General features: G+C 71.8%; 21 protein-coding genes. 15 read left to right on the top strand and 6 right to left on the bottom strand.

The features are described from left to right. Window positions 1-55: 55 nt before the first annotated feature. The 4 genes from ACIP6U_RS27520 to ACIP6U_RS27505 all read right to left on the bottom strand — a co-directional run bounded on the left by ACIP6U_RS27520 (window position 56) and on the right by ACIP6U_RS27505 (window position 5,863). Window positions 56-1,435 carry a ricin-type beta-trefoil lectin domain protein gene (locus tag ACIP6U_RS27520; protein ID WP_401723117.1) on the bottom strand — a complete coding sequence of 460 codons (1,380 nt, stop codon included), beginning with the start codon at window positions 1,433-1,435 and terminating at the stop codon, window positions 56-58. A 10-nt stretch (window positions 1,436-1,445) separates the two neighbouring features. Continuing rightward, complete coding sequence (locus ACIP6U_RS27515; RefSeq protein WP_401722934.1) at window positions 1,446-2,870, bottom strand: RICIN domain-containing protein; 1,425 nt, start codon at window positions 2,868-2,870, stop codon at window positions 1,446-1,448. 4 nt (window positions 2,871-2,874) lie between these two features. Then, window positions 2,875-4,299, bottom strand: a complete 1,425-nt coding sequence (locus ACIP6U_RS27510; protein ID WP_401722931.1) for a hydrolase — start codon at window positions 4,297-4,299, stop codon at window positions 2,875-2,877. 82 nt (window positions 4,300-4,381) lie between these two features. Further along, a complete protein-coding gene (locus tag ACIP6U_RS27505; RefSeq protein WP_401722929.1) occupies window positions 4,382-5,863 on the bottom strand; it encodes a DUF4157 domain-containing protein in 1,482 nt (493 codons plus the stop codon). Window positions 5,864-6,093: 230 nt separating this feature from the next. Between ACIP6U_RS27505 and ACIP6U_RS27500 the strand changes: the two genes are divergently transcribed. The 4 genes from ACIP6U_RS27500 to ACIP6U_RS27485 all read left to right on the top strand — a co-directional run bounded on the left by ACIP6U_RS27500 (window position 6,094) and on the right by ACIP6U_RS27485 (window position 8,877). Then, window positions 6,094-7,692, top strand: coding sequence for a phage tail sheath subtilisin-like domain-containing protein (locus ACIP6U_RS27500; protein WP_401722928.1), 1,599 nt, complete (start codon window positions 6,094-6,096; stop codon window positions 7,690-7,692). 68 nt (window positions 7,693-7,760) lie between these two features. Beyond that, the gene (locus ACIP6U_RS27495) at window positions 7,761-8,204 is read left to right on the top strand and encodes a phage tail protein (protein WP_133047373.1); all 444 of its coding nucleotides are present in this window, start codon (window positions 7,761-7,763) and stop codon (window positions 8,202-8,204) included. Then, the gene (locus tag ACIP6U_RS27490) at window positions 8,204-8,722 is read left to right on the top strand and encodes a hypothetical protein (protein ID WP_401722925.1); all 519 of its coding nucleotides are present in this window, start codon (window positions 8,204-8,206) and stop codon (window positions 8,720-8,722) included. Before ACIP6U_RS27495 ends, ACIP6U_RS27490 begins: the two co-directional genes overlap by 1 nt. After that, window positions 8,719-8,877 (top strand): DUF6760 family protein, encoded by a 159-nt coding sequence (locus tag ACIP6U_RS27485; protein WP_185146030.1) that lies wholly within the window; start codon window positions 8,719-8,721, stop codon window positions 8,875-8,877. The genes ACIP6U_RS27490 and ACIP6U_RS27485 overlap by 4 nt, the downstream gene beginning before the upstream one ends. 788 nt (window positions 8,878-9,665) lie before the next feature. Here the strand turns inward: ACIP6U_RS27485 and ACIP6U_RS27480 are convergent. Continuing rightward, window positions 9,666-11,045 (bottom strand): hypothetical protein, encoded by a 1,380-nt coding sequence (locus tag ACIP6U_RS27480; RefSeq protein ID WP_401722923.1) that lies wholly within the window; start codon window positions 11,043-11,045, stop codon window positions 9,666-9,668. A 289-nt stretch (window positions 11,046-11,334) separates the two neighbouring features. Between ACIP6U_RS27480 and ACIP6U_RS27475 the strand changes: the two genes are divergently transcribed. The 9 genes from ACIP6U_RS27475 (at window position 11,335) to ACIP6U_RS27435 (ending at window position 20,764) form a co-directional block, all read left to right on the top strand. Further along, a complete protein-coding gene (locus tag ACIP6U_RS27475; protein WP_401722920.1) occupies window positions 11,335-12,177 on the top strand; it encodes a hypothetical protein in 843 nt (280 codons plus the stop codon). Window positions 12,178-12,232: 55 nt separating this feature from the next. Continuing rightward, entirely contained in the window at window positions 12,233-12,655 is a 423-nt protein-coding gene (locus tag ACIP6U_RS27470) for a phage tail protein (protein ID WP_123999236.1), read from the top strand. Window positions 12,656-12,670: 15 nt separating this feature from the next. Further along, window positions 12,671-13,393, top strand: a complete 723-nt coding sequence (locus tag ACIP6U_RS27465) for a peptidase M23 (RefSeq protein ID WP_401722917.1) — start codon at window positions 12,671-12,673, stop codon at window positions 13,391-13,393. Further along, window positions 13,393-15,297 carry a VgrG-related protein gene (locus ACIP6U_RS27460; RefSeq protein WP_401722914.1) on the top strand — a complete coding sequence of 635 codons (1,905 nt, stop codon included), beginning with the start codon at window positions 13,393-13,395 and terminating at the stop codon, window positions 15,295-15,297. Before ACIP6U_RS27465 ends, ACIP6U_RS27460 begins: the two co-directional genes overlap by 1 nt. Window positions 15,298-15,328: 31 nt before the next feature. Further along, complete coding sequence (locus ACIP6U_RS27455) at window positions 15,329-15,772, top strand: GPW/gp25 family protein (protein WP_123997418.1); 444 nt, start codon at window positions 15,329-15,331, stop codon at window positions 15,770-15,772. Then, entirely contained in the window at window positions 15,772-17,733 is a 1,962-nt protein-coding gene (locus ACIP6U_RS27450) for a putative baseplate assembly protein (RefSeq protein WP_401722912.1), read from the top strand. The genes ACIP6U_RS27455 and ACIP6U_RS27450 overlap by 1 nt, the downstream gene beginning before the upstream one ends. Beyond that, window positions 17,733-18,299 carry a phage tail protein gene (locus tag ACIP6U_RS27445; RefSeq protein WP_401722909.1) on the top strand — a complete coding sequence of 189 codons (567 nt, stop codon included), beginning with the start codon at window positions 17,733-17,735 and terminating at the stop codon, window positions 18,297-18,299. The genes ACIP6U_RS27450 and ACIP6U_RS27445 overlap by 1 nt, the downstream gene beginning before the upstream one ends. Beyond that, entirely contained in the window at window positions 18,296-19,957 is a 1,662-nt protein-coding gene (locus ACIP6U_RS27440) for an NADase-type glycan-binding domain-containing protein (RefSeq protein WP_401722908.1), read from the top strand. The genes ACIP6U_RS27445 and ACIP6U_RS27440 overlap by 4 nt, the downstream gene beginning before the upstream one ends. A 144-nt stretch (window positions 19,958-20,101) precedes the next feature. Continuing rightward, window positions 20,102-20,764, top strand: coding sequence for a YceI family protein (locus tag ACIP6U_RS27435; protein ID WP_401722906.1), 663 nt, complete (start codon window positions 20,102-20,104; stop codon window positions 20,762-20,764). A gap of 47 nt (window positions 20,765-20,811) precedes the next feature. Here the strand turns inward: ACIP6U_RS27435 and ACIP6U_RS27430 are convergent, their stop codons facing one another. After that, a complete protein-coding gene (locus tag ACIP6U_RS27430; protein WP_401722903.1) occupies window positions 20,812-22,800 on the bottom strand; it encodes an ArnT family glycosyltransferase in 1,989 nt (662 codons plus the stop codon). 308 nt (window positions 22,801-23,108) lie between these two features. Between ACIP6U_RS27430 and ACIP6U_RS27425 the strand changes: the two genes are divergently transcribed. Together ACIP6U_RS27425 and ACIP6U_RS27420 are read left to right on the top strand one after the other, a co-directional pair. After that, window positions 23,109-23,861 (top strand): response regulator transcription factor, encoded by a 753-nt coding sequence (locus tag ACIP6U_RS27425; RefSeq protein WP_401722901.1) that lies wholly within the window; start codon window positions 23,109-23,111, stop codon window positions 23,859-23,861. Next, window positions 23,858-25,411, top strand: coding sequence for a sensor histidine kinase (locus tag ACIP6U_RS27420; protein ID WP_401722898.1), 1,554 nt, complete (start codon window positions 23,858-23,860; stop codon window positions 25,409-25,411). The genes ACIP6U_RS27425 and ACIP6U_RS27420 overlap by 4 nt, the downstream gene beginning before the upstream one ends. Window positions 25,412-25,535: the final 124 nt, after the last annotated feature.

The raw sequence follows: 25,535 nt of genomic DNA, 5'->3' as shown, positions 1-25,535 counted from the left end.
GCGGCACTTGGCGACGGTGGCGGCCGGGCTCCCACTCGGCCGCCACCGGTCCCGGTCAGTCCTGCACGCGCCACTTCTGGTTGGGCGTGCCGGAGCAGGTCCACAGCTGGAGCTTGGTGCCCTTGGCGGTGCCGTTGTCCTTGGCGTCGACGCACTTGTCGGCCTGCGGGTTCACCAGGTCGCCGGCCTGGCTCAGCACGAACTGCTGGGCCGGGTTGCCGCTGCACCGGGCGAGCTGGATGTGCGCCCCGTCGTCCTTGGAGCCCCACGCCACGTCCATGCACATGCCGAGCGAGCGCACGGTGCCGTCGCCGCGGAAGTCCCACTTCTGGTTGGCGCTGCCGGCACAGTCCCAGAGCTGGAGCTGGGTGCCGTCCTTGCCCTTGCCGTTCTGGGCGTCGGTGACGTCGATGCAGCGGTCCGAGCCCTGCCCGATGATGAGCTGGCCCACCACCTTGACGGTCTTCTTCGGCGTGGGCTTCGACTCGGTCGACTGCTTCTCGCCGCCGCCCGTCGAGCCCGTGGACCCCGAGGAACCGGACGCGTCGGTGTCCCCCGAGCCGCCCGACCCCTTGTCCGACTCCTCCTCGGTCGCCAACGGGACGGGCGGCTCCGGGGCCGCCTGGGCGAGGTCGGGGCTGGCCTGCGACGACGGGGCGAGCGGGTTGCCGGCCACGACGGGCTTCGGCCTGGCACCGGTACCGACCTGGGGCTTGTAGGCGATCCAGAACATCGTGAAGGCGAGAGCGAGGGCGACGAAGACGCCGAAGAAGGTCGCCAGCCAGCGGGGCAGGAGTCCGCCCTGGAGGTAAGTCCCCTCCACCGGAAGGGGGTTGGCGCCCGACCGCAGGACCGACAGCGCGTACGGCCGCTGTTCCTTCGACCCGAACCAGATGATCCGGCGCGGCTTCAGCGTCGCCTTGACGAAGGCGGCCCGCCCCGGCTCGATCTGCACGCTGCTGGGATGGATGTCGTACGCCAGGTGATCGCCGTGGTCACTCCCGCTGATCGACGCCGTGAGCCCGGTGTTGCCCAGGTTGTCCACGGCGAGGCGCGGCCGCCCCCGGAACCGCCCCTTCACCGTCGGCGGCACCAACTCGGCCCGCACCTCGGTGAACGGGGTGATCGTCAGATTCCCCTCGGGGACGGTCGTCGCCTCGGGGTGCTCGGTCGGCGTGATCCGCACCGCGTACGGGTTCGGGCCCGCCGTCGCATCGGGTGTGCGCGGCGGAGAGAACGTCAGGTCCACCGACCCCGTCGTCCCCGGGTACAGCCGGAGGGTCGGCGGCTCCACCGTCGTCCAGGGTGCGATGGGCCCCACCGCCTCGAAACGGTACTCGTCCACCACGTCACCGGTGTTGCGCAACCGAAGCCGCACGCGCGTGCTGCCACCCGGATCAACCGTCGCCGAAGCAGGTTCCAGAGAAGTCCACAGGCCGGTCACGTCATGCCTCCGTCGGGTGGACGATCCGCCACTCCTGGTCGTCGGTGGTGGAGCAGTCGAAGAGAGTGAGGTTGAGGTCGTTGGCGGACGAGCTGTTGCCGTCCACGTCCAGGCACTTGTTGTTGCTCGCGAAGTTGCGGATCCAGTAGTCGCCGCTCTCCTGCTTGTCGATCCACCACAGTTGGTTGTCCGCGGTCGTGCCGTCGCAGGTGAACTCGGTGATCTTCGTGCGGATCGGCTGCGCCCCGTAGTAGGGCAGGTCCATACAGAGCCCGTCCTTCACGTTCCGGATCTGGAAGAGCGCGGTGCTGCCGGGGCCGCCCTTCGGGTACTTCACCTCAAGGTTCCAGAGCTGGTTGTCGTGGCTGGTGCCGTCGCAGATGTACTGGCGCACCGGGCCGTTGATCGTGCCCTTGTCGTAGTTCGGGATGTCCGCGCACTTGGTGGTCGTGGCGTTGCGCAGCAGGACGTTCGTCGCGGGCACCACGGGCTTCGGTTTCTTCTTCTTGGGCGGCGCCTGTGAACTGCCGCCCCCGCCACCGCCTCCGGCCTGCTCGGTCTGCCCGCCGCCGGTCTGCGCCGCCGGAGCGGACGGCTGCGGAGCGGGAGGTGTGAGGACCGGGCTGGGGGTCGGGGTGGGCGTGAGGGCGTTGCCGGCTTCGACGGGCTTGGGCCTGGCGCCCGTACCGACCTGGGGCTTGTACGCGATCCACAGCATGGCGAAGGTGATCGCCAGGGCGAAGAAGATGCCGAAGAACGTCGCCAGCCAGCGGGGCAGGAAGCCGCGCTGGAGGTAAGTCCCCTCCACGGCAACGGGGTTGGCCCCTGAGCGCAGTACCGAGAGTTCGTACGGGCGTTGTTCCTTCGGGCCGAACCAGATGATCCGGCGCGGCTTCAACGTCGTCTTCACGAACGCGGCTCGGCCCGGTTCGATCTGCACGTTGCCCGGATGGATGTCGTAGGCGAGGTGATCGCCCTGGTCACTGCCGCTGATCGACGCCGTCAGCTTCGTATTGCCGATGTTGTCGATCGCCAGCTTGGGGCGGCCCCTGAACCTGCCCTTCACGGTCGGCGGCACCAACTCCGCCCGCACCTCCGTGAACGGAGTGATCGTCAGATTCCCCTCGGGGACGGTCGTCGCCTCGGGGTGCTCGGTCGGCGTGATCCGCACCGCGTACGGATTCGGGCCCGCCGTCGCATCGGGTGTGCGCGGCGGGGAGAAGGTCAGGTCCACCGATCCTGTGGTTCCCGGGTAGAGCCGGAGGGTCGGCGGCTCCACGACGGTCCAGGGCGCGATCGGGCCCACCGCCTCGAAGCGGTATTCGTCCACCACGTCACCGGTGTTGCGCAGCCGAAGCCGCACGCGCGTGCTGCCACCCGGATCAACCGTCGCCGAAGCGGGTTCGAGTGAGGTCCACAGAGTCATGGCGTCACACCGTCAGCTTGATGGCTTCGATCCAGTGGTTGTTGTCGAAGTTGCCGGCGGTGTTGAGGCCGGGGCGGGCGTCGTTGCAGACCTGCTGGCTCCAGTCCTGTTCGACCTGCTTGACGGTGTTGCAGAGCTGACCGGAGCCGACGTTCCAGACGAAGGTCACCATGTACGGGGCGTCCTTCGCCGTGCTGCCCACGTAGTTGTCCTTGCCGTCCTCGACGATGGCCGTCCACTTGGGCAGCCAACTGCCCTGGCCGTTGGTCGACCCGGGGTTGTGCACCATGGCCGTGCCGGCTGAACCGTCCACGCCGTACACCGCGATGTTCAACGCCGTGACCTGCCTGCCCTGTCCGACCGTGCCGCCGAGGGTGCCGTCGCAGACCGGCTTCTGCCAGCCCGCGCCGAACACGAACGCGCGGTAGCAGACGTGCCGTCCGCCGGGGTCGCTCTTGGCCAGCCGCTTCACGGCGGTCGCCGCCGTGTCCGCCTTGGGCTTGGCGGTCACCGTGGCCTTGGCCCCGCCGCCGCCCCCGGACCCGCTTCCCCCGGCCGCCGCACCGGAGTCGGCGGCCGGCGGTGCGCTGGTCGTCGCGGGGGCCGCCGGTATCACCGGAGCGGCGCTCGCCGAGGGAGTGGGCGTGAGGGCGTTGCCGGCTTCGACGGGCTTGGGCCTGGCGCCCGTACCGACCTGGGGCTTGTACGCGATCCACAGCATGGCGAAGGTGATCGCGAGGGCGAAGAAGATGCCGAAGAACGTCGCCAGCCAGCGAGGGAGGAAGCCGCGCTGGAGGTAAGTGCCCTCCACCGGGTGGGGGTTGGTGCCCGAGCGCAGTACCGACAGCGTGTACGGGCGTTGTTCCTTCGGGCCGAACCAGATGATCCGGCGCGGCTTCAACGTCGTCTTCACGAACGCGGCTCGGCCCGGTTCGATCTGTACGTTGCCCGGGTGGATGTCGTAGGCGAGGTGATCGCCCTGGTCACTGCCGCTGATCGACGCCGTCAGCTTCGTATTGCCGATGTTGTCGATCGCCAGCTTCGGCCGCCCACGAAAACGCCCCTTCACGGTCGGCGGCACCAACTCCGCCCGCACTTCCGTGAACGGAGTGATCGTCAGATTCCCCTCGGGGACGGTCGTCGCCTCGGGGTGCTCGGTCGGCGTGATCCGCACCGCGTACGGATTCGGGCCCGCGGTGGCGTCCGGGGTGCGCGGCGGGGAGAAGGTCAGGTCCACCGATCCCGTCGTCCCCGGGTACAGGCGGAGCGTCTGCGGCTCCACCCTCGTCCACGGGGACACCGGCCCCACCGCCTCGAAGCGGTATTCGTCCACCACGTCACCGGTGTTGCGCAACCGAAGCCGCACGCGCGTGCTGCCGCCCGGATCAACCGTCGCGGAAGCAGGTTCCAGAGAAGTCCACAGGCTCACAGCGACACGTTAGGTGGGGTCGACGGGGCCGGTCAGGAGGCTTTGGGGCACATCGGGTGACCGGCGGGGCAGAGTGGTGCGGTCAGTCCTTCAGTTCGTCGAGCCCCGGCTTCGCGCGCGGTCCGGTCGAGTAGGGCCGCAGGGTCATGTGCTGCGAGCTGTTGCCGGCCATCCGCTGGAACTGGGAGAGGCTCACCTTCAGGGTGATGTTGCCGTAGTTGGGGTCCTTGTAGCGGACCTCCCGGCTCCCCGTGTCGTAGGAGTCGATGAGAACGGCGTGCACCGTGCTCTCCATCGTGCTCGCCAACCGCGAGGTCAGGTCCAGTTCCGGCGCGGACGTGTCGTCGCCCGCCTTCAGCTTGAACCGCCGCTTGATGCCGGCGTAGCAAGGCAGGCTCTGGTGCGTCATCGCGAGGTGGACGTCGTTGAGGCTCTGGCTCGCGTCGATCTGGGCGGGGGCGGTGTCGAGGAGCTTGTTCACCTCGTCACCCTGCGCGCCCACCTTCTGCACCAGCTTCGTGGCACGGTCCTGGGCCTTGGCGTAGACGTCACGGATCGAGGCGAACTGTGCGCTGCCGTTCTGGAAGTCCAGCTTGTCGAGCGAGGTCTCCGCGCCCATGGACCGGCGAGCGAACAGGGCGACCTCGTCGCGGGTGATGTCCGTGACGGACGGGTCCTGGTGCGCGCGCCAGTTGTCGAGCTTGTTCACCATGACGGCCAGCGCCTCGGCCGTCATCATGACCGCGAGCCGGCGGCCCTCGATGCTGTTCCCCCGCTGCTTCTCCTCCCGCTGGCGGTCGTCGCGGTCGGCCGTGGTGGGGTAGGCCCGCATCGCGACGGACAGCGCCTGGATGGGCAGCCCGTGGTGCTCGGCGATGGCCTCCAGCACGTAGAGCCAGCAAGACGGCCCCTGTTGCACGGCCAGCTTGGTGACCCGCTGCACGGCGCCGGTGGGCGCGGGCGCGGCGGACGCCGTCGTCGTCGCCGGCATGCGCTGCACCTGCGGCACCGAACCGCTCATCACCTTGCGGGCGTTGTCCACCGCCCGGCGTTCGCCCGAGTCGTTGACGTCGGAGACCCGCACCCCGGTCCCGTTGTCCGTCCCGGGGACCGGGCCCGCCAACTGGTCCTGGTAGTGGGTCAGTTCGTGCGCCCAGTCCTCCTTGGTCATGGTGTCGCCGACGACCACGTTCGGACCGGAGGTATAGGCCTTGGCCTGGAGCTGTACGGCCGAGGCGCGGGCCGTGGCGCCCGTGTGCACGCGTACCCCGCTGAAGTCGGCCCCGCCGAACCGGGCTTCCATCTCGCCGCGCAGCACCGGGTCCATGGACTGCCCGGGAGAGCGCACCACGTCGTGCACGAGGGCCCGGCGCTGCACGGAGGGTGTGTGCCCGCAGCCCGCGTCGTGCTCGTGGCGCTCCTCCGCGATCGCCTGGGTCACGGCGGCGTTGCCCGCGAGGCGTTGCAGGTCCAGCAGGCGCTGCGCGGGCGGACCCGGTGCCGGGGCGGGGCGTGCCCCCTGCTGGTCGCTGTCCTTGCGGACCGGTGTCCCCTGTGCGCGCACGGCACTCCCTCGAAGCTGGACGTCGACTCCCCAGCGTTACCGGGCCGTCGGGGGACGGGGAAGGACCGTAAGGGCAACGGCGAGGGCACAAGGACCGGGCATCACCGACCGGACTGCCCTTCCGGGCAATCGAGTTGCCCCCGATCAGGCACTGGGGGCCGTTTCGCGGAGAGTTGCGCGCGCGTGAGGGTGGGAGGCGTTCCTGTCTCGTACCCCGAGGAGAGCAGAGCATGCCGTCCTACCTGTCGCCCGGCGTCTACGTCGAGGAGGTGGCCAGCGGCTCGCGCCCCATCGAGGGAGTGGGCACATCGGTCGCGGCCTTCGTGGGCCTGGCCCCGAGCGGCCCGCTGAACGAGCCGACCCTGGTGACCAACTGGACCCAGTACGTGGCGGCCTTCGGTGAGTTCACCGACGGGTACTACCTCGCGCACTCCGTCTACGGCTTCTTCCAGAACGGCGGCAGCGCCGCGTACGTCGTGCGGGTGGGCGGTGCTCCCGGCGCGTCCGCCGGAAACGGCGCCGGACCCGCGGCGGTCACCGGTGCCGCCGCCCCGGCCGCTCTCCCCGCGGGCGAGCCCCGTCAGTTGGGCACGTTCTCCGTGACGGCGCTGGCCGCCGGCAGCGGTGGCCCGCTGAGCGTCGAGGTCGCGGACGCGGAGGGCGAGGGCCCGGCCGAGCGGTTCAAGCTGATCGTCAAGGACGGCGACAAGGCCGTCGAGAACTTCGACGTGACCGCCAAGAAGGGCGGCCGCAACTACGTGGTCACGCAGGTGAAGGAGCGCTCCAAGCTCATCACCGTGACCGAGGCCGCGCCCGCCGCGCAGCTGGCCCGTCCGGACAACCAGACGCTGGCCCTGGTCTCCCCGGCCGCCGCGCCCGCCGGCCCCGGTGGCGCCGACGGCGCCGTCGAGACCTCGCACCCCGGCCCGGCCACCTACCTCGGCGACTCCGCCGACCGCACCGGTTTCGGCGGCCTGGAGGCCGTGGACGAGATCTCCATGGTCGCGGTGCCCGACCTGATGGCCGCCTACCAGCGCGGCGCGATCGACCTGGAGGCCGTCAAGGCCGTCCAGTTGGGCCTGATCGCGCACTGCGAGCTGATGGGCGACCGGGTCGCGATCATCGACCCGCCGCCGAGCCTGAACGCTCGTCAGATCCGGGTGTGGCGGCAGGAGACGGCCGGCTACGACTCCAAGTACGCGGCCCTGTACTACCCGTGGATCAAGTCCTTCGACCCCTCCAGCGGTCAGTCCCGGCTGATCCCGCCGAGCGGTCACGTGGCCGGCATCTGGGCGCGCAACGACTCCGAGCGCGGTGTGCACAAGGCGCCCGCCAACGAGGTCGTACGCGGCGCGGTGGACCTGGAGATGCAGATCACCCGCGGTGAGCAGGACCTGCTCAACCCGATCGGCGTCAACTGCATCCGCTCCTTCCCGGGCCGCGGCATCCGCGTCTGGGGCGCCCGCACCCTCTCCTCGGACCCGGCCTGGCGCTACCTGAACATCCGCCGGTACTTCAACTACCTGGAGGAGTCGATCCTGATCGGCACCCAGTGGGTGGTGTTCGAGCCGAACGACCACGCCCTGTGGGCGCGGATCCGGCGCAACATCTCGGCGTTCCTGGTCAACGAGTGGCGCAGCGGCGCCCTGTTCGGGCAGCGGCCCGAGGAGGCGTACTACGTCAAGTGCGACGAGGAGACCAACCCGCCGGAGTCGGTCGACGTCGGCCGGGTCGTCTGCGAGATCGGCATCGCGCCGGTCAAGCCCGCCGAGTTCGTGATCTTCCGGCTGGCTCAGTTCTCCAGCGGCAACGGGGAGTTGGAGGAGTAGGGCAGGGCCTCCGCTTCTCCAGGTCTTCTGCCTTCACCACCCTCAGCCCCTAGAAGGACAGCGAATTCATGAGTCTCCAGCCGGGTGACGCCCTCACCTCACACAACTTCGGCCTCCAGATCGACGGCGTGATGGTCGAGTACCTCGCCGAGGTCAGCGGCCTGAGCATCGAGCAGGACGTCATCACGTACCAGCAGAACACCCCCAACGGCCAGAACGTGGTCAAGAACCTGCCGGGTGTGAAGAAGAACGGCACCTGCACGGTGGTCCGCGGTATGACCCAGTCGGCCTCGTTCACCCAGTGGATCAACGAGTCCATCTCCGGTCAGATGACGACGGCCCGCAAGAACGCGTCGATCATCATGATGGACTTCCAGAACAACCCGGTGAAGCGCTACCACCTGCGCAACGCCTGGTGCAACAAGATCGACGCGAGCACGGTCAAGGCCGGCGAGGCCGCCGCGCTCACCGAGACCGTGACCATCGCGTTCGAAGAACTGGTCATCGAGTAATGCGTCGTTCGGCTGCCAGGGCCGGCGGCGCCGTCTCGTACTCCGGCGCGGACGCGGCGGCGCCCGCGCCGGAGGCGGACGGGGAGTTCACGGGCGGTCAGCCGGCCGTGGCCCCCGCGCCGCCCGCCCCCGCGCCACAACCCGAGCCGCTGCGCACGGAGTTCGCCTTCCAGCTGCCGCGCGGGTACGTCGACGAGGCGGGCACCGTCCACCGGGACGGGGTGATGCGTCTGTCGACGGCACGGGACGAACTGGTCCCGCTGCGGGACGTGCGGGTGCAGGAGAACCCGGCGTTCCTGTCGGTGGTGCTGCTGGGCCGGGTCATCACCCGCCTCGGCACGCTGCCGATCGTCCACGACGGCATCGTGGAGAACATGTTCGCCTCCGACCTGGCCTTCCTTCAGGACTTCTACCGCCAGATCAACGCGGAGGGCCACACCCGCGCCGCCGTGCAGTGCCCGCACTGCTCGGAGCCGTTCGAGGTGGAACTCGGCGGGAGCCGCCTGGGGGAATCGTGACGTACGCGACCGACCGACTGCACGAGGAGATCGCGTACGTCGCCTACCACTTCCACTGGAGCATGGACGAGATCCTCGACCTGGAGCACGCCGACCGCCGCCGTTTCACGGACGAGATCGCGTCCCTGGTGACACGGGCCGGGGCGGAGGGCTGAGCGGTGGGTTTCCTGGACCGATTGCGCAGCCGGGGTGACTCCGTCGGTGGGCGGGGTGACAGTGGCGTGGGCATCGACGCCGACGGGAGCAAGGGTGACGGCGAGGCAGCCGTCACCCCCGTACCCGTGCCATCGGGCGGTACGGCACCTGTGCTCGCCTCCTGGCCGGGGTTGCCGCCGATCCAGCGGACGCTGGCGCCGGGGCGGGCCGGGGTGGCCGACGCGGCCTTCGGCGGCCGCCTGCCGACCTGGCAGAACCCGTCGTTCATGGCGACGGCGTCCCACGCCGTGCTGGACGGCCGCTCCAGCGCGCTCCTTGGCCGGGCAGCGCAGGTGGCGGCCCGTCCGGTGTCAGGTCTCGAACGGCCCACGGGCTCCTTGCCGTTGGCCGGTCCCGAGCCGACGGCGACACCGGTGCGGCGCGCACCGGCGGTGCCTCTGCGGGTGCTTCCGCCGTCGGTGCCGGGTGCGGGTGGCCGTCCGGCCGCGACCGGCGGCCCTACGGCCGGGGCGCGAACGCCCGTGGTCGGACAGGCCGTTCAGCGGGTGGCCCGGGTCGGTGCGGCCGGTCCGACCGGCGCAACCCGCCCGGGCGGCGATCCCGTTGGGGGCGGAGGTGCGTCGGGGTCGGTTCCCTCTGTTGGCACGTCGGCGCCGGCTCCTTTCGGAGGTGCATCGCCGTCGGGTCCGTCCGGACGTGCGCCGACACCGGCTCCTACCGGCGGTGCCGCTCGTACGAATGCGCCCTCCGTCGCCGCAAGCAGTACGGGTGGAGACAGGACCCCGGTTCAGCGGGTCGCCGCGGCGGGCCCCTCGGCTGCCGCCGCACCGACACGCGCTGTACCCGCCGGACCGAGCGCCGCCCCCGTGGTGTCGCCGCCGGCATCCGGCCTCCGGGTGCGGAATGTCCCGACGGCCACATCGCCGTCCCGAACTCCGCAGTCCTTCACGAGGGCCCGGACCAGTTCTACGGCGGTACAGCGCCGCACGTTGCCGGTCGCTCCGCGGGCCTCCGCGGGGCCTACGGCGTCCGGTGCGAGGACGTCGAGCAGTACGGGTGGTGGCCGTACGGCAGATCCGGGCGGATCGGCGGCGACCTCGGCCGAGAGCGACCGAGCGGTTCGCTCCGCGGGTCCGGCGACAACTATCCCTTCCGTCGGCCCCGTCACCGACGCCGTCGTGCAGCGCGCTCCGGGCGACAGCAACATCACGCCGGTCGACGCCCCGCGCGTCGAGCCCGCGCCGCCGGCTGTCCCCTCGGTCCCTGACTCGACGGCCGCGCTCCCGGTCGTCCAGCGGCGCGTGGCCAGCGGGTCGGTCTCGCCGACCGACGTCAGCCGTACGACGACTCCGAGCCCTGGCCCGACCACGCCCCCGATCTCGGCCTCGCGCATCGCGGACACCAACTCGCCGGTCCCGCCCAGCACTTCACCGCCCTCGGTGCAGCGGTCGACGTCTCCTGAACCTGCGCCCACCGCCGACGGTTCCGCGACACCCGTACGGCAGAAACCGGCGGCTCCGAGCACCACGCCAACTCCCGTGCAGCGCAGCGCAAAGGCTCCCGGCGGCGGCCCGACGCCCGTACCGCAGACGCCGGCAGGCCCCGCCGGCACCGCCGCTCCGGCCCCGCCGCCTACGCCCGGTGTCACACCTGCCACCTCCTCACCCGCGCCGCCCCCAGGCCTCCCGATCCAGCGAATCGCCAAGCCCGCTCCCGGGTCGCCCGCGTCCCCCTCGTCTGCCGCGTCCGCCTCGACCCACGCCGACCACACCGGCCCGGCCACTCCGTCGAGCCCCCGGCCGGCCACCCCGCCGACCCCCGCCTCCACCGCCCCTGCTCCGCCCGACCCCAAGTCGGCCACCACACTGACCTCGCCGACCGCCCCCCTCCCGTCGGTCCAGCGAAGCACCGCGCGCACCCCGCCTCGCCCGCGCCCCGGCCTCGGCGCCCCGTTGTCCGCACGGCCCGCCCCGTCCACGGCTCCGCAGGCGCCCCCGGCCGCGCCGAACCCGGCGTCTCCACAGCCCAGTTCGGTCGCCCCCACGCCTCCGGCGCCCAGCACCCCCGTGCCCGCCGCGCGGCCGACCCCCGCGACCATCACCACGCCGGTCGCCTCCCCTGGCCCGGCTGCCTCCACCGTAAGTACCGGCGCTACGGGCCCTGCCACCCCCACGTCCCCCGTAGCCCCTGCGCGCCCCACCCCCGCCGACTCCGCCACACCCCCTGTCCAGCGCACCCCGGCCACCTCCCCCGCGCCCACACCCACTCCCCGCCGCTCTCCCCTAGGCGCCCCTCTGACCACCCCGCCGGCCGACGCCACGCCCCTCCTCGGCGCGCCCGTCCAGGCGCCCCCGGCCGTCCCCGCAGCCGTACCGGACCAGCCGCTCGTGCAACGGATCGCCGGCGCTCCGGCAGCGCCGACGCCGATCCCGCCCGGTTTCCCGACGGCACCTCTGGTGAGCACGCCTCCCGGCAACTCCCCTTCGGCCACGGCCCCTTCGACCACCTTCGCCCCGCCCGGTTTCCCCCCGGCACCCGTCACGGGCACCCCCCTCGGCCTCCCGGCGGCGCCGCCCATCGCCATCTCGCATCAGCCGCCGACGCATTTCCCCACCACGGCCGACCCGTTGGGCCCAGGCCCGACGCCATCGCCGTCAACTGCTCACTCCGTACCGCAGGTTCAGCGCAAGGCGACCCCCCTCAAGGCCACCCCGCTGCGCCGCCCGGCGCCACCCGGCACCGGCAGCGCCCCGCTGCCCGTGGCCACGCTCACTCCTCCTCCGTTGCCTCCGTCCTCGGGTGTCCAGGGCCCTGCGTCCGCCGCTCCCGGCAGTCAACAGAGCGCCGCCGCTTCCCCTTTGGCCGTCCAACGCGCCCCCTGGAGCAGGTCCAAGTCGCCCTCACCGGCCAAGCACCAGACCACCAGGCACAGCGCCACGGGCGCCCTCGCTTCGGCCGCCGCGGCGACGGTCGCGAGCACGCTCGGCCGGCACACGCCCGCCGCTCTGCCGGGCCCCGCTCGCCGGAGCGAACCGCCACCGCCGTACACCCCCACCGCCTCCGGCCCGCCCCCGAACGACCCACCGCCGCCCTACTCCGTGTCCGCGTCCGCCTCGGCCGCCGCGCCGCCGCCCGAGTACACGGCCGTGGCCGCCGGGGGATTCGACCCGCGGGATCTCACCGACTTCCAGCTCGACGAACTCGTGCACCGGATCATCGGCCGGATCACCCGGCTGATCCGCACCGAACTCCGTATGGACCGTGAGCGGATCGGCAAGCTCCGCGATCCTCGCCACTGACAAGCGCCCGACCGACCAGCATCCAACCGCCACTGAACGACAGAAAGGCCCCGTGATGTCCCGCCAGGACCCGGGCTCCACCATCTGGTTCACCCTCAGCATCGACGGGGAGAGCCTCGGCTACTTCAACGGATGCGAGGGCCTGTCGTCCCAGGTGGAGGTGGAGCACCGCCAGGAGGGCGGGAACAACGGCTTCGTCTGGCAGTTGCCGACGCGGGTCACGTTCTCCACGATCCGGCTGACGCGTCCGCTCACCCCGGACACCACGAAGGTCGCCAAGTGGATCTCGTCCGTGCAGACGGGCATCAAGCGGCCCACCGCGCAGATCGCGGCGCTGCGCGCGGACGGTTCGGAGGTGGCGCGCTGGGGTCTTATCGACGTGCTGCCGGTGAGCTGGACCGGGCCCACCCTCGACCCGGCGAGCCCGTCCGTGGCGACCGAGGTGCTCGAGATCGCCCACCACGGGTTCACGGACTAGCGGGGAGCGGGAGACATGGCGAAGGGCAGCAAGGGCGCGGGCAAGAGCCTCGTACACGCCACGCTCGCGATCCACGAACCGCCGAAGGGCAAGAGCAGGGCGCCCGGCGGGATCATCAAGACGTTCGGCTTCGACTTCAACCCGGCGCAGCTGTCGCTGACCCGTCGCGCGCAGTGGAAGGTGACCCCGGCTCAGATCGAACGGGACGGCCCGCTCCCGGAGTTCATGGGTTCCGAGCCGCGCGAGATGAGCGTCGAGATCTTCCTCGACTCCTCCGACGAGCCGACCAGCAACACCGTCATGAAGAAGGTCGAGTCGCTGCTGTCGTGCTGCGAGGTGACGACCAAGTCCATTGCCGCCAAGCAGCCTTCGCCGCCGTGGGTCGTCTTCCAGTGGGGGTCGTTCGCGACGGCCCGCTTCACGGCGTACGTCAGCTCGGCGGAGGCCAACTACACGCTGTTCTCGACGACCGGCGTGCCCATCCGTGCCACCTGCCGGCTGCAACTGCACGAGATCCCCAGCAAGACCAAGGGGCAGAACCCGACGTCGGGTGCGCTGACGGCCCAGCGTGTGCACCGAGTTGTGGCAGGGGACTCCCTTCAGTCGCTGGCCTGGCGGGAGTACGGGAACGCGGCCGCGTGGCGGTCCATCGCCGAGATCAACGGCATCGACAACCCTGGCCACTTGCCCACCGGTATCGAACTCGTGCTGCCGGCCGCCGAGGAGGTGCGTACCTGATGGTGCAGTCCGCGTACTCCAACGTCGTCGACGTGAAGATCGGCGGCGCCAAGCTGCCCCCCGAGTTCGCCCCCGACCTGGTGGAGAGTTACGTCGACCAGGGCGTCGGCGTCCCGGCCGCGTTCCGGCTCACCTTCCGCGACCCCTACCGGCTGCTGCTGGGCAAGCTGAACATCACCTTCGGCACCAAGGTGGTGTTCGCGCCGGTGGCCGACGGCGAGGGCGCCGGCGATCCGCTGCTGACCGGCGAGGTCACCGGACTCGAGGCCGACTACGACGGGACCGGCAGCTACACCGTGGTGCGGGGGTACGACCTCGGGCACCGCATGCTGCGCCAGCGCCGGGTGGCCGCGTACCGCAACCAGAGCGCCTCGGACATCGCCCGCAAGCTGGCCGGCCAGGACGGTGTGCCGATCGGGAAGATCGAGTCGACGAAGACGGTCTACGAGTTCATCAGCCAGTCCAACGTCACCGACTGGGACTTCCTGTCGCGCCTCGCCGACGAGAACGAGATGGTCATGTCCGTCGACGCGGACGGGAAGTTCCAGTTCGTGAAGCCCAAGTCGGCCTCGGGCGCGCCCTCCCCGAACACCGACGGCGACAAGAGCCCGTTCGTGCTCCAGGCCGGGCACGACATCCTGCGGCTGCGGGCCGCCGCCACCGCCGCCGACCAGGTCGGCAAGGTCGAGGCGCGCGGCTGGGACGTGACGACGAAGAAGAAGCTCACCGCCACCTCGCCCGCGACCTCCAACCCGGGCATCACCATCGGCACCACTCCGGGGGCCGCGGCCGGGAAGTTCAAGACGGCCAAGCTGGTCGAGACGGGCACGCCCTACGACAAGCAGAACGAGGTGAAGTTCGCCGCCGACGCCCTCGCCGACGACGTCACCGGGTCGTTCGCCGAGCTGGAGGTCGTCGCGCGCGGAAATCCCAAGCTGCGCCCGGGAGTTCCGGTCGCGCTCGCGGACGTCGGCGTGCCCTTCGAGGGCAAGTACACGGTCACCTCGGTGCGACACGTGTTCGGCGACGGCAAGCACTACGAGGCGTGGGTGACGGTCAGCGGGCGGCAGTGGCGCTCGCTGTACGGCCTCGCCTCGGGCGGCGCGGACACCTCGCCGCGGCTGCCGAGTGTGGCCAACGCGCTGGTGACCGACGTCAACGACCCGCTCAAACAGGGCCGGGTGCGGTTGCAGTTCCCGTGGCTGGACGACACCTACGTCAGCGACTGGACGCGGACCGTGCAGATGGGCGGCCTGGGCGGGGGTGGCATCTTTCCGCTGGACGTCAACGACGAGGTGCTGGTCGCCTTCGACCGAGGGGCACTTGACCATCCGTTCGTGATCGGCGGGCTCTACAACGGGCGGGACAAGCCGACCGTCGTGAGCGATGTGCCGCTGCACGACACCGTGCGCAAGAAGGCGAGCCGGCACACCGTCTCCGACCGGGACGGCAACCGGCTCGACCTGCTCAGCCAGAAGACCGGCATGCGCAAGCAGGGCGTGCGGCTGATCTCCGGCGACAAGATGCTGACCGTCTTCCTGGACCGGACGAAGACCGAGATCACCGTGGACAGCAAGGGCTCGGTCACCATCAAGGGCAGCCGCTCGGTGTCGGTGGAGGCCGGCACCGACCTCACGTTGAGCGCGCGGCGGGCGCTGACCATCAAGAGCGGCGGCCCGCTCAACATCCAGGGCGGCGGCGTGGTCAATATGCGGTCCGCGGGGGTGATCGGGCTGAACGCGGCGGGCGCCCTGAACCTCAACGCGCTGGGTGCCGCGAGCCTCACCGGCGTGGGCACCGTGCAGGTCACCTCGGCCGTCAACACGACGATCAAGGCGCCGACCACCATGGTCATGTCCCCGGTGTTCGGGGTCACCACCATCCCCGTCCCGATGGTTCCGTGAGCCGTTTCCCAGGAAGGCAGGTGCGTTGGTGATGGCGGAGCAGTTCGTCGGGTCCGGCTGGTCGTTCCCGCTGCGGATCGGGCCGACCGGCGGGATCGCGCTGGTCAGCGGCGAGCGGGAGGTCGAGGAGGCGATCCGGCTGGTCCTGTCGACCGCGCCGGGCGAGCGGCCGATGCGGCCCGACTTCGGCTGCGCGATCCACGACCTGGTGTTCGCGCCGGTCAACGAGCAGACCGCGGGCCGTATCCAGCACGAGGTGCACATCAGCCTGGACCGCTGGGAGCCGCGGATCGAGGTCGAGGACGTCGAGGTCACCGCCGGCGGCGACCAGAGCGTGCTCTACATCGACGTCCGCTACTCGATCCGCGGCACCAACAACCCGCGCAGCCTGGTCTTCCCGTTCTACGTCATTCCGTCCCACGAGGAGCCCGACGCCGGCCCCGGCGCGGGCACCTCCCTCGAAAGCGACCGCTGATGGCCCTGCCCTCACCCAATCTCGACGACCGCCGCTTCCAGCAGTTCGTCGACGACGCCAAGCGCTACATCCAGCAGCGCGCCCCGGAGTGGACCGACCACAACGTCTCCGACCCGGGCGTCACCCTCGTCGAGACGGTCGCCCACATGGCCGACCAGATCGTCTACCGGCTCAACCGGGTGCCCGAGAAGAACCATCTGGCGTTCCTGGACCTGGTGGGGATCACGCTGTTCCCGCCGTCGGCCGCGCGTACGGACGTGACGTTCTGGCTGTCGGCACCGCAGGAGGAGGCGATCCCGGTGCCGGTGGGCACCGAGGTGGCCACCATGCGGACCGAGAGCGAGGAGGCGGTCGTCTTCGCCACCGAGCGCCAACTGACGGTCGTGCGGTGCGAGTTGAGCCATCTGCTGGTGCAGCACCGGGGTGAGCCGGCGGTGGACCGGACGCCGGACCTGGCCGTCGAGGACCGGGACCTGCTGTGCTTCTCCGAGTCCCCGGACCCGGGCGACTGCATGCTGCTCGGCCTGACCAACGCGGTGCCGCACTGCGCGGTGGCGCTGGATCTGGACAGCCGGGTGGACGGTGTGGGCGTGGACCCGCGGCAGCCGCCGCTGGTGTGGGAGGCGTGGACCGCGGACGGCTGGCAGCTGTGCGAGGTCGACCGGGACGGCACGGGTGGCCTCAACCGGCCGGGCGAGGTCGTGCTGCACATCCCCAGCGGGCACGTCCTGTCCCGCAACGCCGGCCAGGAGGCCGGCTGGCTGCGCTGCCGGGTCACCGAGCCCGGCCCCGGCCAGCCCTTCTACACCACCTCCCCGACCATCCGCGCGGCCGAGGCCTTCACCATCGGCGGCACCACCGCGGCCGTGCATGCCGAAGCGGTGTACGACGAGGCGCTCGGCGAGTCGACCGGGCTGCCGGGGCAGCGGCTGCGGTTGGCGCACGCGCCCGTGGTCGGCGACGATCCGCCGGTGCTCCTCCAGACCGCCGAGCACGACGGCTGGACGGACTGGCGGGTCGTGCCGCACTTCGCGGACTCGGGCCCGGACGACCGGCACATCGTCGTCGACGCGACCAGCGGCGAGATCGCCTTCGGGCCCGCCGTGCGCGAACCCGACGGTTCCCTGCGCCAGTACGGGACGGTCGCGCCCAAGGGCTCGCCGATCCGGGCCCGCCGCTACCGCACCGGCGGCGGCCGGTCGGGCAACGTGGCGCGCGGCGCCGTACAGATCCTGCGGACCTCCATCCCGTACGTCTCCGAGGTCGTCAACCGCGAGGCCGCGCGGGGCGGGGTGGACGGCGAGACGGTCCAGGAGGCCAAGGTCCGGGCACCGATCACGCTGCGCGCGCAGGAACGGGCGGTGACGCTGCGGGACTACGAGGAGCTGGCCCGCCGGGCGGCCCCCGAGACGGCACGCATCACCTGTCTGGAGGGCGCGGAGGGCGAGCACGGGGCGTACGCGGTACGGGTGTTGGTGGTACCGCAGGCGGTGGCGGACCCCGGCGGCCGACTGCGCTTCGAGCAACTGGTGCCCGGGGACGCCCTGTTGGACCGCATCACCCGGCACCTCGACGAACGGCGCCTGATCGGCACGAGGTTGGCGGTCGGGCCGCCGTACTACCAGGGCGTGACCGTGGTCGCCACCGTGCACACCTTCCGGGGCGTAGACACGGACAAGGTCCGGCGCGAGGCCCACGACGCCCTGTACCGGCACCTCGATCCGCTCACCGGCGGGGCGAACGGCACGGGTTGGCCGTTCGGGCGGCCCGTGCAGTCCGGCGAGGTGTTCGCGGTGCTCCAGCGCGTGCCGGGTGTCGAGCTGGTGGACGAGGTGACCCTGCACCCGGCCGACCCGCTGACGGGCAAGCGCGGCGAGGCGACGGACCGGATCGATCTGTCCGCGCCCTCACTGGTGTTCTCGTTCGACCATCGCGTACGGGTGATCGGGGACGGCAACTGATGAGAGGTTCCATCGACGGCCTGGAGTCGTCCGCGCCGATCGGCATGATGCTGCCCGCCGTGTTCGCCGACGACGACCTCGCACAGCGCTTCGTCGGCGGCCTGGACGAGGTGGTGGCGCCGATCCACAACACGCTGGACTGCCTCGACACGTACTTCCGTCCGTCCCTCGCGCCGCTCGACTTCACCCAGTGGCTGGGGAGTTGGGTCGGCGCCGAGACCGACGGCAGCGAACCGGAGGACCTGCTGCGGACCGCCGTGGCCGCCGCCGCGTATCTGCACCGGGTGCGCGGCACGGTACGCGGCCTCACCGAAGCCGTACGCCTCGCCTTCGGCGTGACGCCGGAGATCACGGAGAGCGGGGCGGCGGCCTGGAGCGCGCATCCCCTGGGCCCGGTCCCCGGCGAGGCGCGCCCGCGTCTCCACGTCCACCTGCGCCTGCCCTCACCCACCTCGGCGGACCACCACCGCCTGGACGCCCTCGTGGCGGCCGCCCGCCCCGCCCACATGCCGTACACGGTCCAGGTGACCGCAGGCGACCCCGCCGAAAGGACCCAGCAGAGATGACGACCACCCAGAACTGCGCCGAATGCGGCACCCGCGCGGAACCGGGCCAGTCGTTCTGCGACGCCTGCGGGGCGGTACTGAGCTGGACGGACCGGGTGGCGGCGGGTGCGAGTGCCTCCGGCGGACGTGCGGAGGGCTCCGGCGCCGGCACGGACGACTTCGGTGGCGATGCGGACGCCGTCGACAGGAACACCGGCGCCGCCAACGGAAGTTCAGGTGCGGCCGGCCGTAACGGGAACGGCTCCGTTCAGGGTGGGGACGCCTCGGGCCGTGGATCGGACGAGGCTGCCTTCGCCGCGTCCTCCGCCGGGTCCGCGTCCTCCGCCGGGGCGGGCGGTTCCTCGACCGGTGAATCCGGCGGGTCCGGCGGGTCCGGTGACCCCGGTTGGGATGCCTTCGCCCGGTCAGACGGGAGTGCGGGGCTGGTCCGTAGTGCGCGGGAGGAACTGCTCGCCTCCGGTACGACGGCCACCGCGGCCGATGCCGGTGGCGCGCCGGTGGCCACGAACGCCTCCACGGGTCCGTCGCCCTCCACCGCTCAGCCCCTCGCCCCGTCAGCCTCCCCCTCTCACCCCACCCCGTCCCCTTCCCCCTCTCAAGCCGCCACCCAGTCCCCCGCCGACCCCTACCCCACCGCCCCGCCCAGGGACGACGACACCCTCCCCAACGAACCCGTGTCCGCCGCGGCGGGGGCGATTCCGAACCCCACCGTCTTCCCGGCGGCCCCGCCCCCCGAGGACCCCGCGTACCACGACGAAATGGCCCACCGCGCCCGGCAGTTGCTCGTGCCGGTCAACGACCCGCAGCCCCGTCCCACGGCCGAGCCAGCCGTCGCGCCGGTGCTGCCCGGGCGCCCCGCGCCGCAGCGGCCGCAGACCGTGCGGGCGCCGGGTGAGGAGCTCGGGGCGGACGGGGGGACGCCCTGTCCCTGGTGCGCCACACGGAATCGGCCCGAGCGGCACTACTGCGCGCGGTGCGCGATGCCGATGGCCGGCGAGGGACCCGTGCCCGGTCGACTGCCGTGGTGGCGGCGGCTGTTGGGCTTCCGGAACCGGGAGACGCCGTGGGCCGGCGACCGGCCGCGACTGCGCCGTGCCTTCGACCGCGTCCTGACCTGGCTGACCGCCGCGGTCGCACTGGCCCTGCTGATCTGGCTGGCGTTCAGCATCCCCAAGGGCGTCCAGGCCACCCGCGACCACTTCGCCAAGCGCGCGCAGGTCGCCCCGGACAGCGTCAGCGCGTCCCGGTCCTACCCGGGCCACAAGCCGGCGCTGGCCTTCGACAAGCTCAACGACACCTGGTGGGGTCCGGGCGTCTCGGCGTCCGGCCGCGGCGAGTGGATCGAGGCGAAGTTCGAGGAACCGACCCGCCTGCTCGACCTGCTCATCACGCCCGGCGTCTCCGCCCGCGCCGACCAGCTCTCCCAGTCGGCCCTGCCGCACCGCATCGAGGCCACCATCACGCTGGCCAGCGGCAAGACGACCAAGCGTGAACTCACCCTCGACCAGGGCGCGGGCGCCCAGCGACGGGCCTTCCGGGTCGGCGAGGTCACCAAGGTCCGCTTCACCATCGAGTCGGCGTACCTGATCTCCTCGACCAAGCAGGTGGCCATCGCCGAAATAGAGTTCTTCGGCCCGTCGAACGCGAACTCCGGCTGATACGGGCGGCCCATACGGGCGGCTGACACAAGCGGCCGAATTGCGGGGCGATTCGTGGCGGTGGCGTGTGGATAGGTTCACACGCCACCGCGGGGCCCACGGAACCCTTGCGGCGTTCACTGCCGTGACGTAACAAGTTGGATCATGAACCTGTTCAACCGTGCTGCGTCCCTGCGCCGCCCGGCACCCCCCACCGAATTTCCCCAATCCCCCACCGAACCCCCGGCCTTCGCCTCCGCCGCCCGGCCCGACCCCGGCCTGGCGGGACTCACCGGGGACTGGCTGATCGACCCCGCGCACAGCCGTATCGGCTTCTCCGTGCGCCACGCCCTGGTGACGACCGTGCGCGGGGCCTTCACGGAGTACCACAGCCGGCTCCACTTCGACGGCCGCGACCCCTCCCGCTCACGCGCCGAGATCGTCCTGTCGACCGCGTCCGTGGACACCGGCGTGGAACAGCGCGACGCCCATCTGATCGGCCGTGACTTCCTGGACGCCAGGAACTACCCGCGCATGCGCTTCGTCAGTACGGCCGTTCGGCTCGCGGGCGACGACGTCTACCGCATGACCGGCGACCTCACCATCAAGAACCGCACCCGTCCCGTGGACCTGGAACTCACCTACATAGGACACGTCACCGACCCCTTCGGATACGACCGGGTGGGATTCGACGGCACGACCACCATCAACCGTTCCGAATGGGGCCTCGCCTACAACGCCCGGCTCGCGGAGGGCGGCGCGATGGTGAGCGAGAAGGTCCGGCTCCAGTTCGACATCGCCGCGATCCGGACCGTGCCCAACGACTGAACCGCTCGACTCCGGAACACCAACGCGCGGGCGTCGACTCCTGGGCGTCAACTCCTGGGCGCGGTCAGGTCGTAGACCACCGTCGAGCCCACCGTCCGCGGGGTGAAGGACGCCGTCACCCAGGCCGAGATCTGCGAGCCGGTGCTGTCCTCGCCCTCGCGGGCGAAGCCGCCCTCTTCGCCGCCCTGGGCCACGAAGTAGTGGATCTCCCCGTCGGCGACGTACTGCTTGAACCGGGCCAGTGTCGGTGCCGGGTCCCCGCCGCTGGGCATGACCGGTCGGCCGGTGGCGAGTTGGAGCCAGGTCTGGTTGTCGGAGGCGACGGTCGCGGCGACCCAGGTGTAGTCCTGGGCGTTCTCGACCAGCGTGGCGCGCAGTTGGGGCGTGACGGCGTCGATCCCGCCCAGCCGGCCGGCACCGCTCTTCCCCGTGCCGGCCGCGCGTCCCGTGCCTCCCCCGGTCGGCCCGCCGTGTCCCTGTGCGTCGGCCGCCGAGGCGGGGCCCGCGAGCGGGGTCTGTCCGGTGTGGGCCGTGGTGACGGTGGCCCAGGTGTAGGAAGCCGGTCCGGCGAGTACGGCGACCAGCGCGAGGCCCGTCGCCCCGAGGGCCAGGCGGCGCGGGAGGAGACGGGTGAGCGCCAGGCCGACTGCCGCGAGGAGCCCGACCACCAGTACCGGCCAGCGGAGTTGGGAGGTCCAGCCGTCCGCGCGGCCGAGCAGCGCGAACGCCCATGCCGCCGTCGCCGCGACCGTCACCGCCAGGACAACGGCCGCCATGGCGTGGCCTCGCAGGCGCCGGAGCAGGACCGTACCCATGGCGACGAGGGCGGCGACGTACGGTGCGAGCGCGACGGTGTAGTACTCGTGGAAGATCCCGGACATGAAGCTGAACGTCACCGCGGTGCACAGCAACGCACCGCCCCAGGCCAGAAATCCCGCGCGGTGGACGTCGGTTCGGGCGGCCCGGCGGGTGACCACCAGCGCGGCGACCAGGAGGATCAGGGCGGCGGGCAGCAGCCAGGAGATCTGGCCGCCCAGCGCGCTGTCGAACATGCGCGTGATGCCACCCTCGCCGCCATGGCCACCGGCGCCACCTCCCTCTGTACCCCCGGCGGGCACGCTGCCGCCTGCGGGCAGGCTGCTCGCCGCCGAACCGCCCCCGCCCGCACCCCCTTTGGCCTCGTCGCCGGTGATGCGCCCGAGCCCGTTGTAGCCGAGGGTCAGGTCCAGGAAGCTGTTGTTCGTGGAACCGCCCACGTACGGGCGGGAGTCGGCCGGCCAGAGCTCGACCAGGGCCACCCACCAGCCGGCGCTGACCACGATCGCGGCCCCGGCCAGCAGGACATGGCCGATCCGCCTGGTGACGGGCTGCGCCGCGCAGACCAGGTAGACCACGGTCAGCGCCGGCAGGATCAGCCACGCCTGGAGGGTCTTGACCAGGAAGGCGAGACCGAAGCAGACCCCGGTGAGCACCATCCAGCGGGCCGCCCGGTGGCCTTCCAGGGCGCGTTGGAAGCAGTACAGCGCGCACACCACGAACAGGGCGAGCAGCGCGTCGGGGTTGTTGAAGCGGAACATCAGTGCCGCGACCGGGGTCAGCGCGAGCAGCGCGCCGGCCAGCAGCCCGGCGGCCGGTCCGTACAGTCGCCGTACCGCCGCGTACAGCACGCCGACGGTGGCGACGCCCATCAGCGCCTCGGGGGCGAGGATCTGCCAGGACCCGACTCCGAAGAGCCGTACGGAGAGGTCCATGGGCCACAGCGCGACCGGCGGCTTGTCGACGGTGATCGAGTTCCCGGCGTCCGAGGCCCCGAAGAACGCGGCCTTCCAGCTCTCGCCGCCCGCCTGCACGGCCGCCGAGTAGAACTCGTTCCCGTAGCCGGACGCGCCCAGGTCCCAGAGGAAGGCGATCGCCGCGACGACCAACAGGGCCCAGAAGGCGGGCCGTTCCCATGACGGAGTGGCGGTGCGGTCGGTGGCCGCGGCCGTTCGTGGTGGCAACGGGCCCTCAAGGACCGAGGGGTTGAGCGTGGTCATGTCTCTCCTTGCGGGGACCTTGTCGCGGCCTTGCGGGGCCTTGTCGCGGCCTTTGTGGGGGGTCGTCGGGACGTGGGAGTTCCTCCTTGGCGCGGCCGTCACCCTGCACGCCGGACTTCTCAGCACGCTCTCAGCTCCGGGCCGGGGCGAGGTGCCTCAGCGTGGCTTCCGTGAAGCCGTGCAGCGGCGCTGACCAGGGACGACAGCGGGCCTCCCACGGGACCGACACCCGGACGCCCGGCTCCCCACCCGCACCCCGGCCCCGTACATCTCAGGCGAATCTCAGATTCGGGCGGTCTGATGGCACGGTGACTTCACGCCCTACGGACCCCGCCGCCCCGGCACATCCCCTGGTCCGCCCCGACGGCTCGCGTGTCCGGGTGCTCGTGGTCGACGACGAGCCCGATCTCACCGAGGTGCTGTGCGGCGCGCTCGCCTACGAGGGCTACCACGCGCGCCCCGCCGCGGACCGGGCGACGGCGGTGCGGGCCACGGCCGAGTTCCGGCCGGACGCGGTGATCCTCGACGTGATGCTGCCCGACGCCGACGGGCTCACCGTGCTGCGCGAGATCCGCGCCGAACTCCCCACCGTGTGCGTGCTGTTCCTCACCGCACGGGACGCGGTCGAGGACCGGGTCGCCGGGATCCGGGCGGGCGGCGACGACTACGTCACCAAGCCGTTCAGCCTGGACGAGGTGACCGCCCGGCTGCACGGCCTGCTGCGCCGGGCCGGCATGGCGCGCCGCAGCGCGGGCGGGACGGCGCTGACCGTCGGCGACCTCGTGCTCGACGAGGAGGCCCACGAGGTCACCCGGGCCGGGGAGGTCATCGCCCTGTCCCCCACGGAGTACGCGCTGCTGCGGCTGCTGATGAACCACCCGCGCCAGGTGCTCAGCAAGACGCTGATCCTGGAGCGGATCTGGTCCTACGACTACGGCCACCACGCGCACGTGGTCGAGCTGTACATCTCGTATCTGCGCAAGAAGGTGGACGCCGGCCGGCCACCCATGATCCATACCGTGCGCGGAGTCGGCTATGTCCTGAAGCCCCCCACCTCATGAACGCGGCGACGCGGGCCCGCCTCGACCGGCTGCGCCCCCGCACCCTGCGGGCCAAGCTCACCTGGGGCCTCGTCGTCCTGCTCGCGCTGAGCTGCGCGACCGTCGGGGTGGCGAGCGTCGTCGCCCTGCGCAGTTACCTCACCGACCAGCTCGATCACCAACTGGCCGACTCCGGCTGCCTGTTCCCCTCCTCGCTGCGGCAGTCCGCGGACGCCCGGCAGCAGTCGGACGGGGACGTCGACTACGGCGACCTCGCGGCCCGCTGGCGTGCCGACACCCGAGGGCAGAGCATCGGCACGTTCGGCGCACGTCTCAACGACGGCCGGATCACCGATGCCGCCGTCGTCCGGGCCAACCGGGGCACCGCCGTCACCCTCGACGCGGCCGACACGGCGACGCTCAACGCCCTTTCCAGCGACGGGAAGGCCCACAGCGTCACGTTCTCGTCCCTGGGCGCCTACCGCGTGTACGCCTGCGCGGGAAAGGACGACGACGTCCTGGTCAGCGGCCTGCCGCTGGCGCCGCTCCAGGAGACGGTCCGGCGCCTCGCCCTGGTCTGTTCCCTGGTCTTCGGCGGGGCTCTGGTGATCACCGGGGTCGCCGGTGCCCTGTGGGTACGACACTCACTGCACCCGCTGCGCCGAGTGACGGACACCGCGGCGGCCGTCGCCGCGTTGAAGCTGGACAGCGGCGAGGTCACCCTGCCGGGCCCGACAGCGGCGGGCGACCCGCACAGCGAGGCCGGTCAGGTGGCCGTCGCGCTCGACCGCATGCTCGGCCACGTCCAGGAGGCGCTGGCCAAACGGCACACCAGCGAGGAGCGGCTACGGAGCTTCGCGGCCGACGCGAGCCATGAACTGCGTACCCCTGTCGCCTCGATCCGTGGCCATGCCGAACTCGCCCTGCGCCACCCCGGACCGGTCCCCGCCAAGGTCGAGCGGGCCCTGGACCGGGTGGCCGCCGAGGCGGCACGGATGAGTGCCATGGTCGACGACCTGCTGCTCCTCGCCCGCCTCGACGCGGGCCGGCCCCTCCAGCGCGACCGGGTCGACGTGACCCGCCTGGTCATCGACTGCGCGGACGACGCCCGGGCGGCGAGCCCCGACCACGACTGGGTCCTGGACCTGCCCGAGACGCCGGTGATCGTCACCGGCGACGCCCACCGGCTGGCGCAGGTGCTGACCAACCTCCTGGCCAACGCCCGGCTGCACACCCCGGCCGGCACGCTGGTGACCGTGCGCGTGGCGCGGAGCGGGCCGGAACGCGGCGAGCCGGGTCGAAGCGGGCCGGGGCATGGCGGGCCGGGGTGGTGCCGCGTGTCCGTCGCGGACGACGGGCCCGGGATTCCGTCCGAGCTCCGGCAGACGCTCTTCGAGCGCTTCACCCGCGCCGACCGCCGGCACCCCGGCACGGGGACGCGGGGAGCGGGCGCCGGGCTCGGTCTGTCCATCGCGGCGGCCGTCGTCGCGGCCCACGAGGGCACGCTGACCTTCGAGAGCGTCCCGGGTTCGACGGTGTTCACAGTGCTGCTGCCTGAGATTCCTCTTTAAAAGAGGCCGCGGGGCCCGTATCCGGCCTGGTCTGAGAGGGAACTGAGAGGTCCGCTGAGGAAGGTGAGGGCAGACCACCGCTTCCGCTCCCGAGGAGCCTCATGAGCAGCGTTCACAGCCATGC

The organism is Streptomyces sp. NPDC088794 (assembly GCF_044750545.1).
Taxonomy (GTDB): domain Bacteria; phylum Actinomycetota; class Actinomycetes; order Streptomycetales; family Streptomycetaceae; genus Streptomyces.
Note: the sequence above shows the minus strand (reverse complement) of the source record. Positions and strands in the feature narration are given on the sequence as shown.

Coding starts and splice junctions, on each gene's coding strand:
- ACIP6U_RS27515 (WP_401722934.1), bottom strand. CDS start 2,870: ATGACTCTGTGGACCTCACTCGAACCCGCTTCGGCGACGGTTGATCCG.
- ACIP6U_RS27500 (WP_401722928.1), top strand. CDS start 6,094: ATGCCGTCCTACCTGTCGCCCGGCGTCTACGTCGAGGAGGTGGCCAGC.
- ACIP6U_RS27495 (WP_133047373.1), top strand. CDS start 7,761: ATGAGTCTCCAGCCGGGTGACGCCCTCACCTCACACAACTTCGGCCTC.
- ACIP6U_RS27490 (WP_401722925.1), top strand. CDS start 8,204: ATGCGTCGTTCGGCTGCCAGGGCCGGCGGCGCCGTCTCGTACTCCGGC.
- ACIP6U_RS27470 (WP_123999236.1), top strand. CDS start 12,233: ATGTCCCGCCAGGACCCGGGCTCCACCATCTGGTTCACCCTCAGCATC.
- ACIP6U_RS27465 (WP_401722917.1), top strand. CDS start 12,671: ATGGCGAAGGGCAGCAAGGGCGCGGGCAAGAGCCTCGTACACGCCACG.
- ACIP6U_RS27460 (WP_401722914.1), top strand. CDS start 13,393: ATGGTGCAGTCCGCGTACTCCAACGTCGTCGACGTGAAGATCGGCGGC.
- ACIP6U_RS27455 (WP_123997418.1), top strand. CDS start 15,329: ATGGCGGAGCAGTTCGTCGGGTCCGGCTGGTCGTTCCCGCTGCGGATC.
- ACIP6U_RS27450 (WP_401722912.1), top strand. CDS start 15,772: ATGGCCCTGCCCTCACCCAATCTCGACGACCGCCGCTTCCAGCAGTTC.
- ACIP6U_RS27445 (WP_401722909.1), top strand. CDS start 17,733: ATGAGAGGTTCCATCGACGGCCTGGAGTCGTCCGCGCCGATCGGCATG.
- ACIP6U_RS27440 (WP_401722908.1), top strand. CDS start 18,296: ATGACGACCACCCAGAACTGCGCCGAATGCGGCACCCGCGCGGAACCG.
- ACIP6U_RS27435 (WP_401722906.1), top strand. CDS start 20,102: ATGAACCTGTTCAACCGTGCTGCGTCCCTGCGCCGCCCGGCACCCCCC.
- ACIP6U_RS27430 (WP_401722903.1), bottom strand. CDS start 22,800: ATGACCACGCTCAACCCCTCGGTCCTTGAGGGCCCGTTGCCACCACGA.
- ACIP6U_RS27420 (WP_401722898.1), top strand. CDS start 23,858: ATGAACGCGGCGACGCGGGCCCGCCTCGACCGGCTGCGCCCCCGCACC.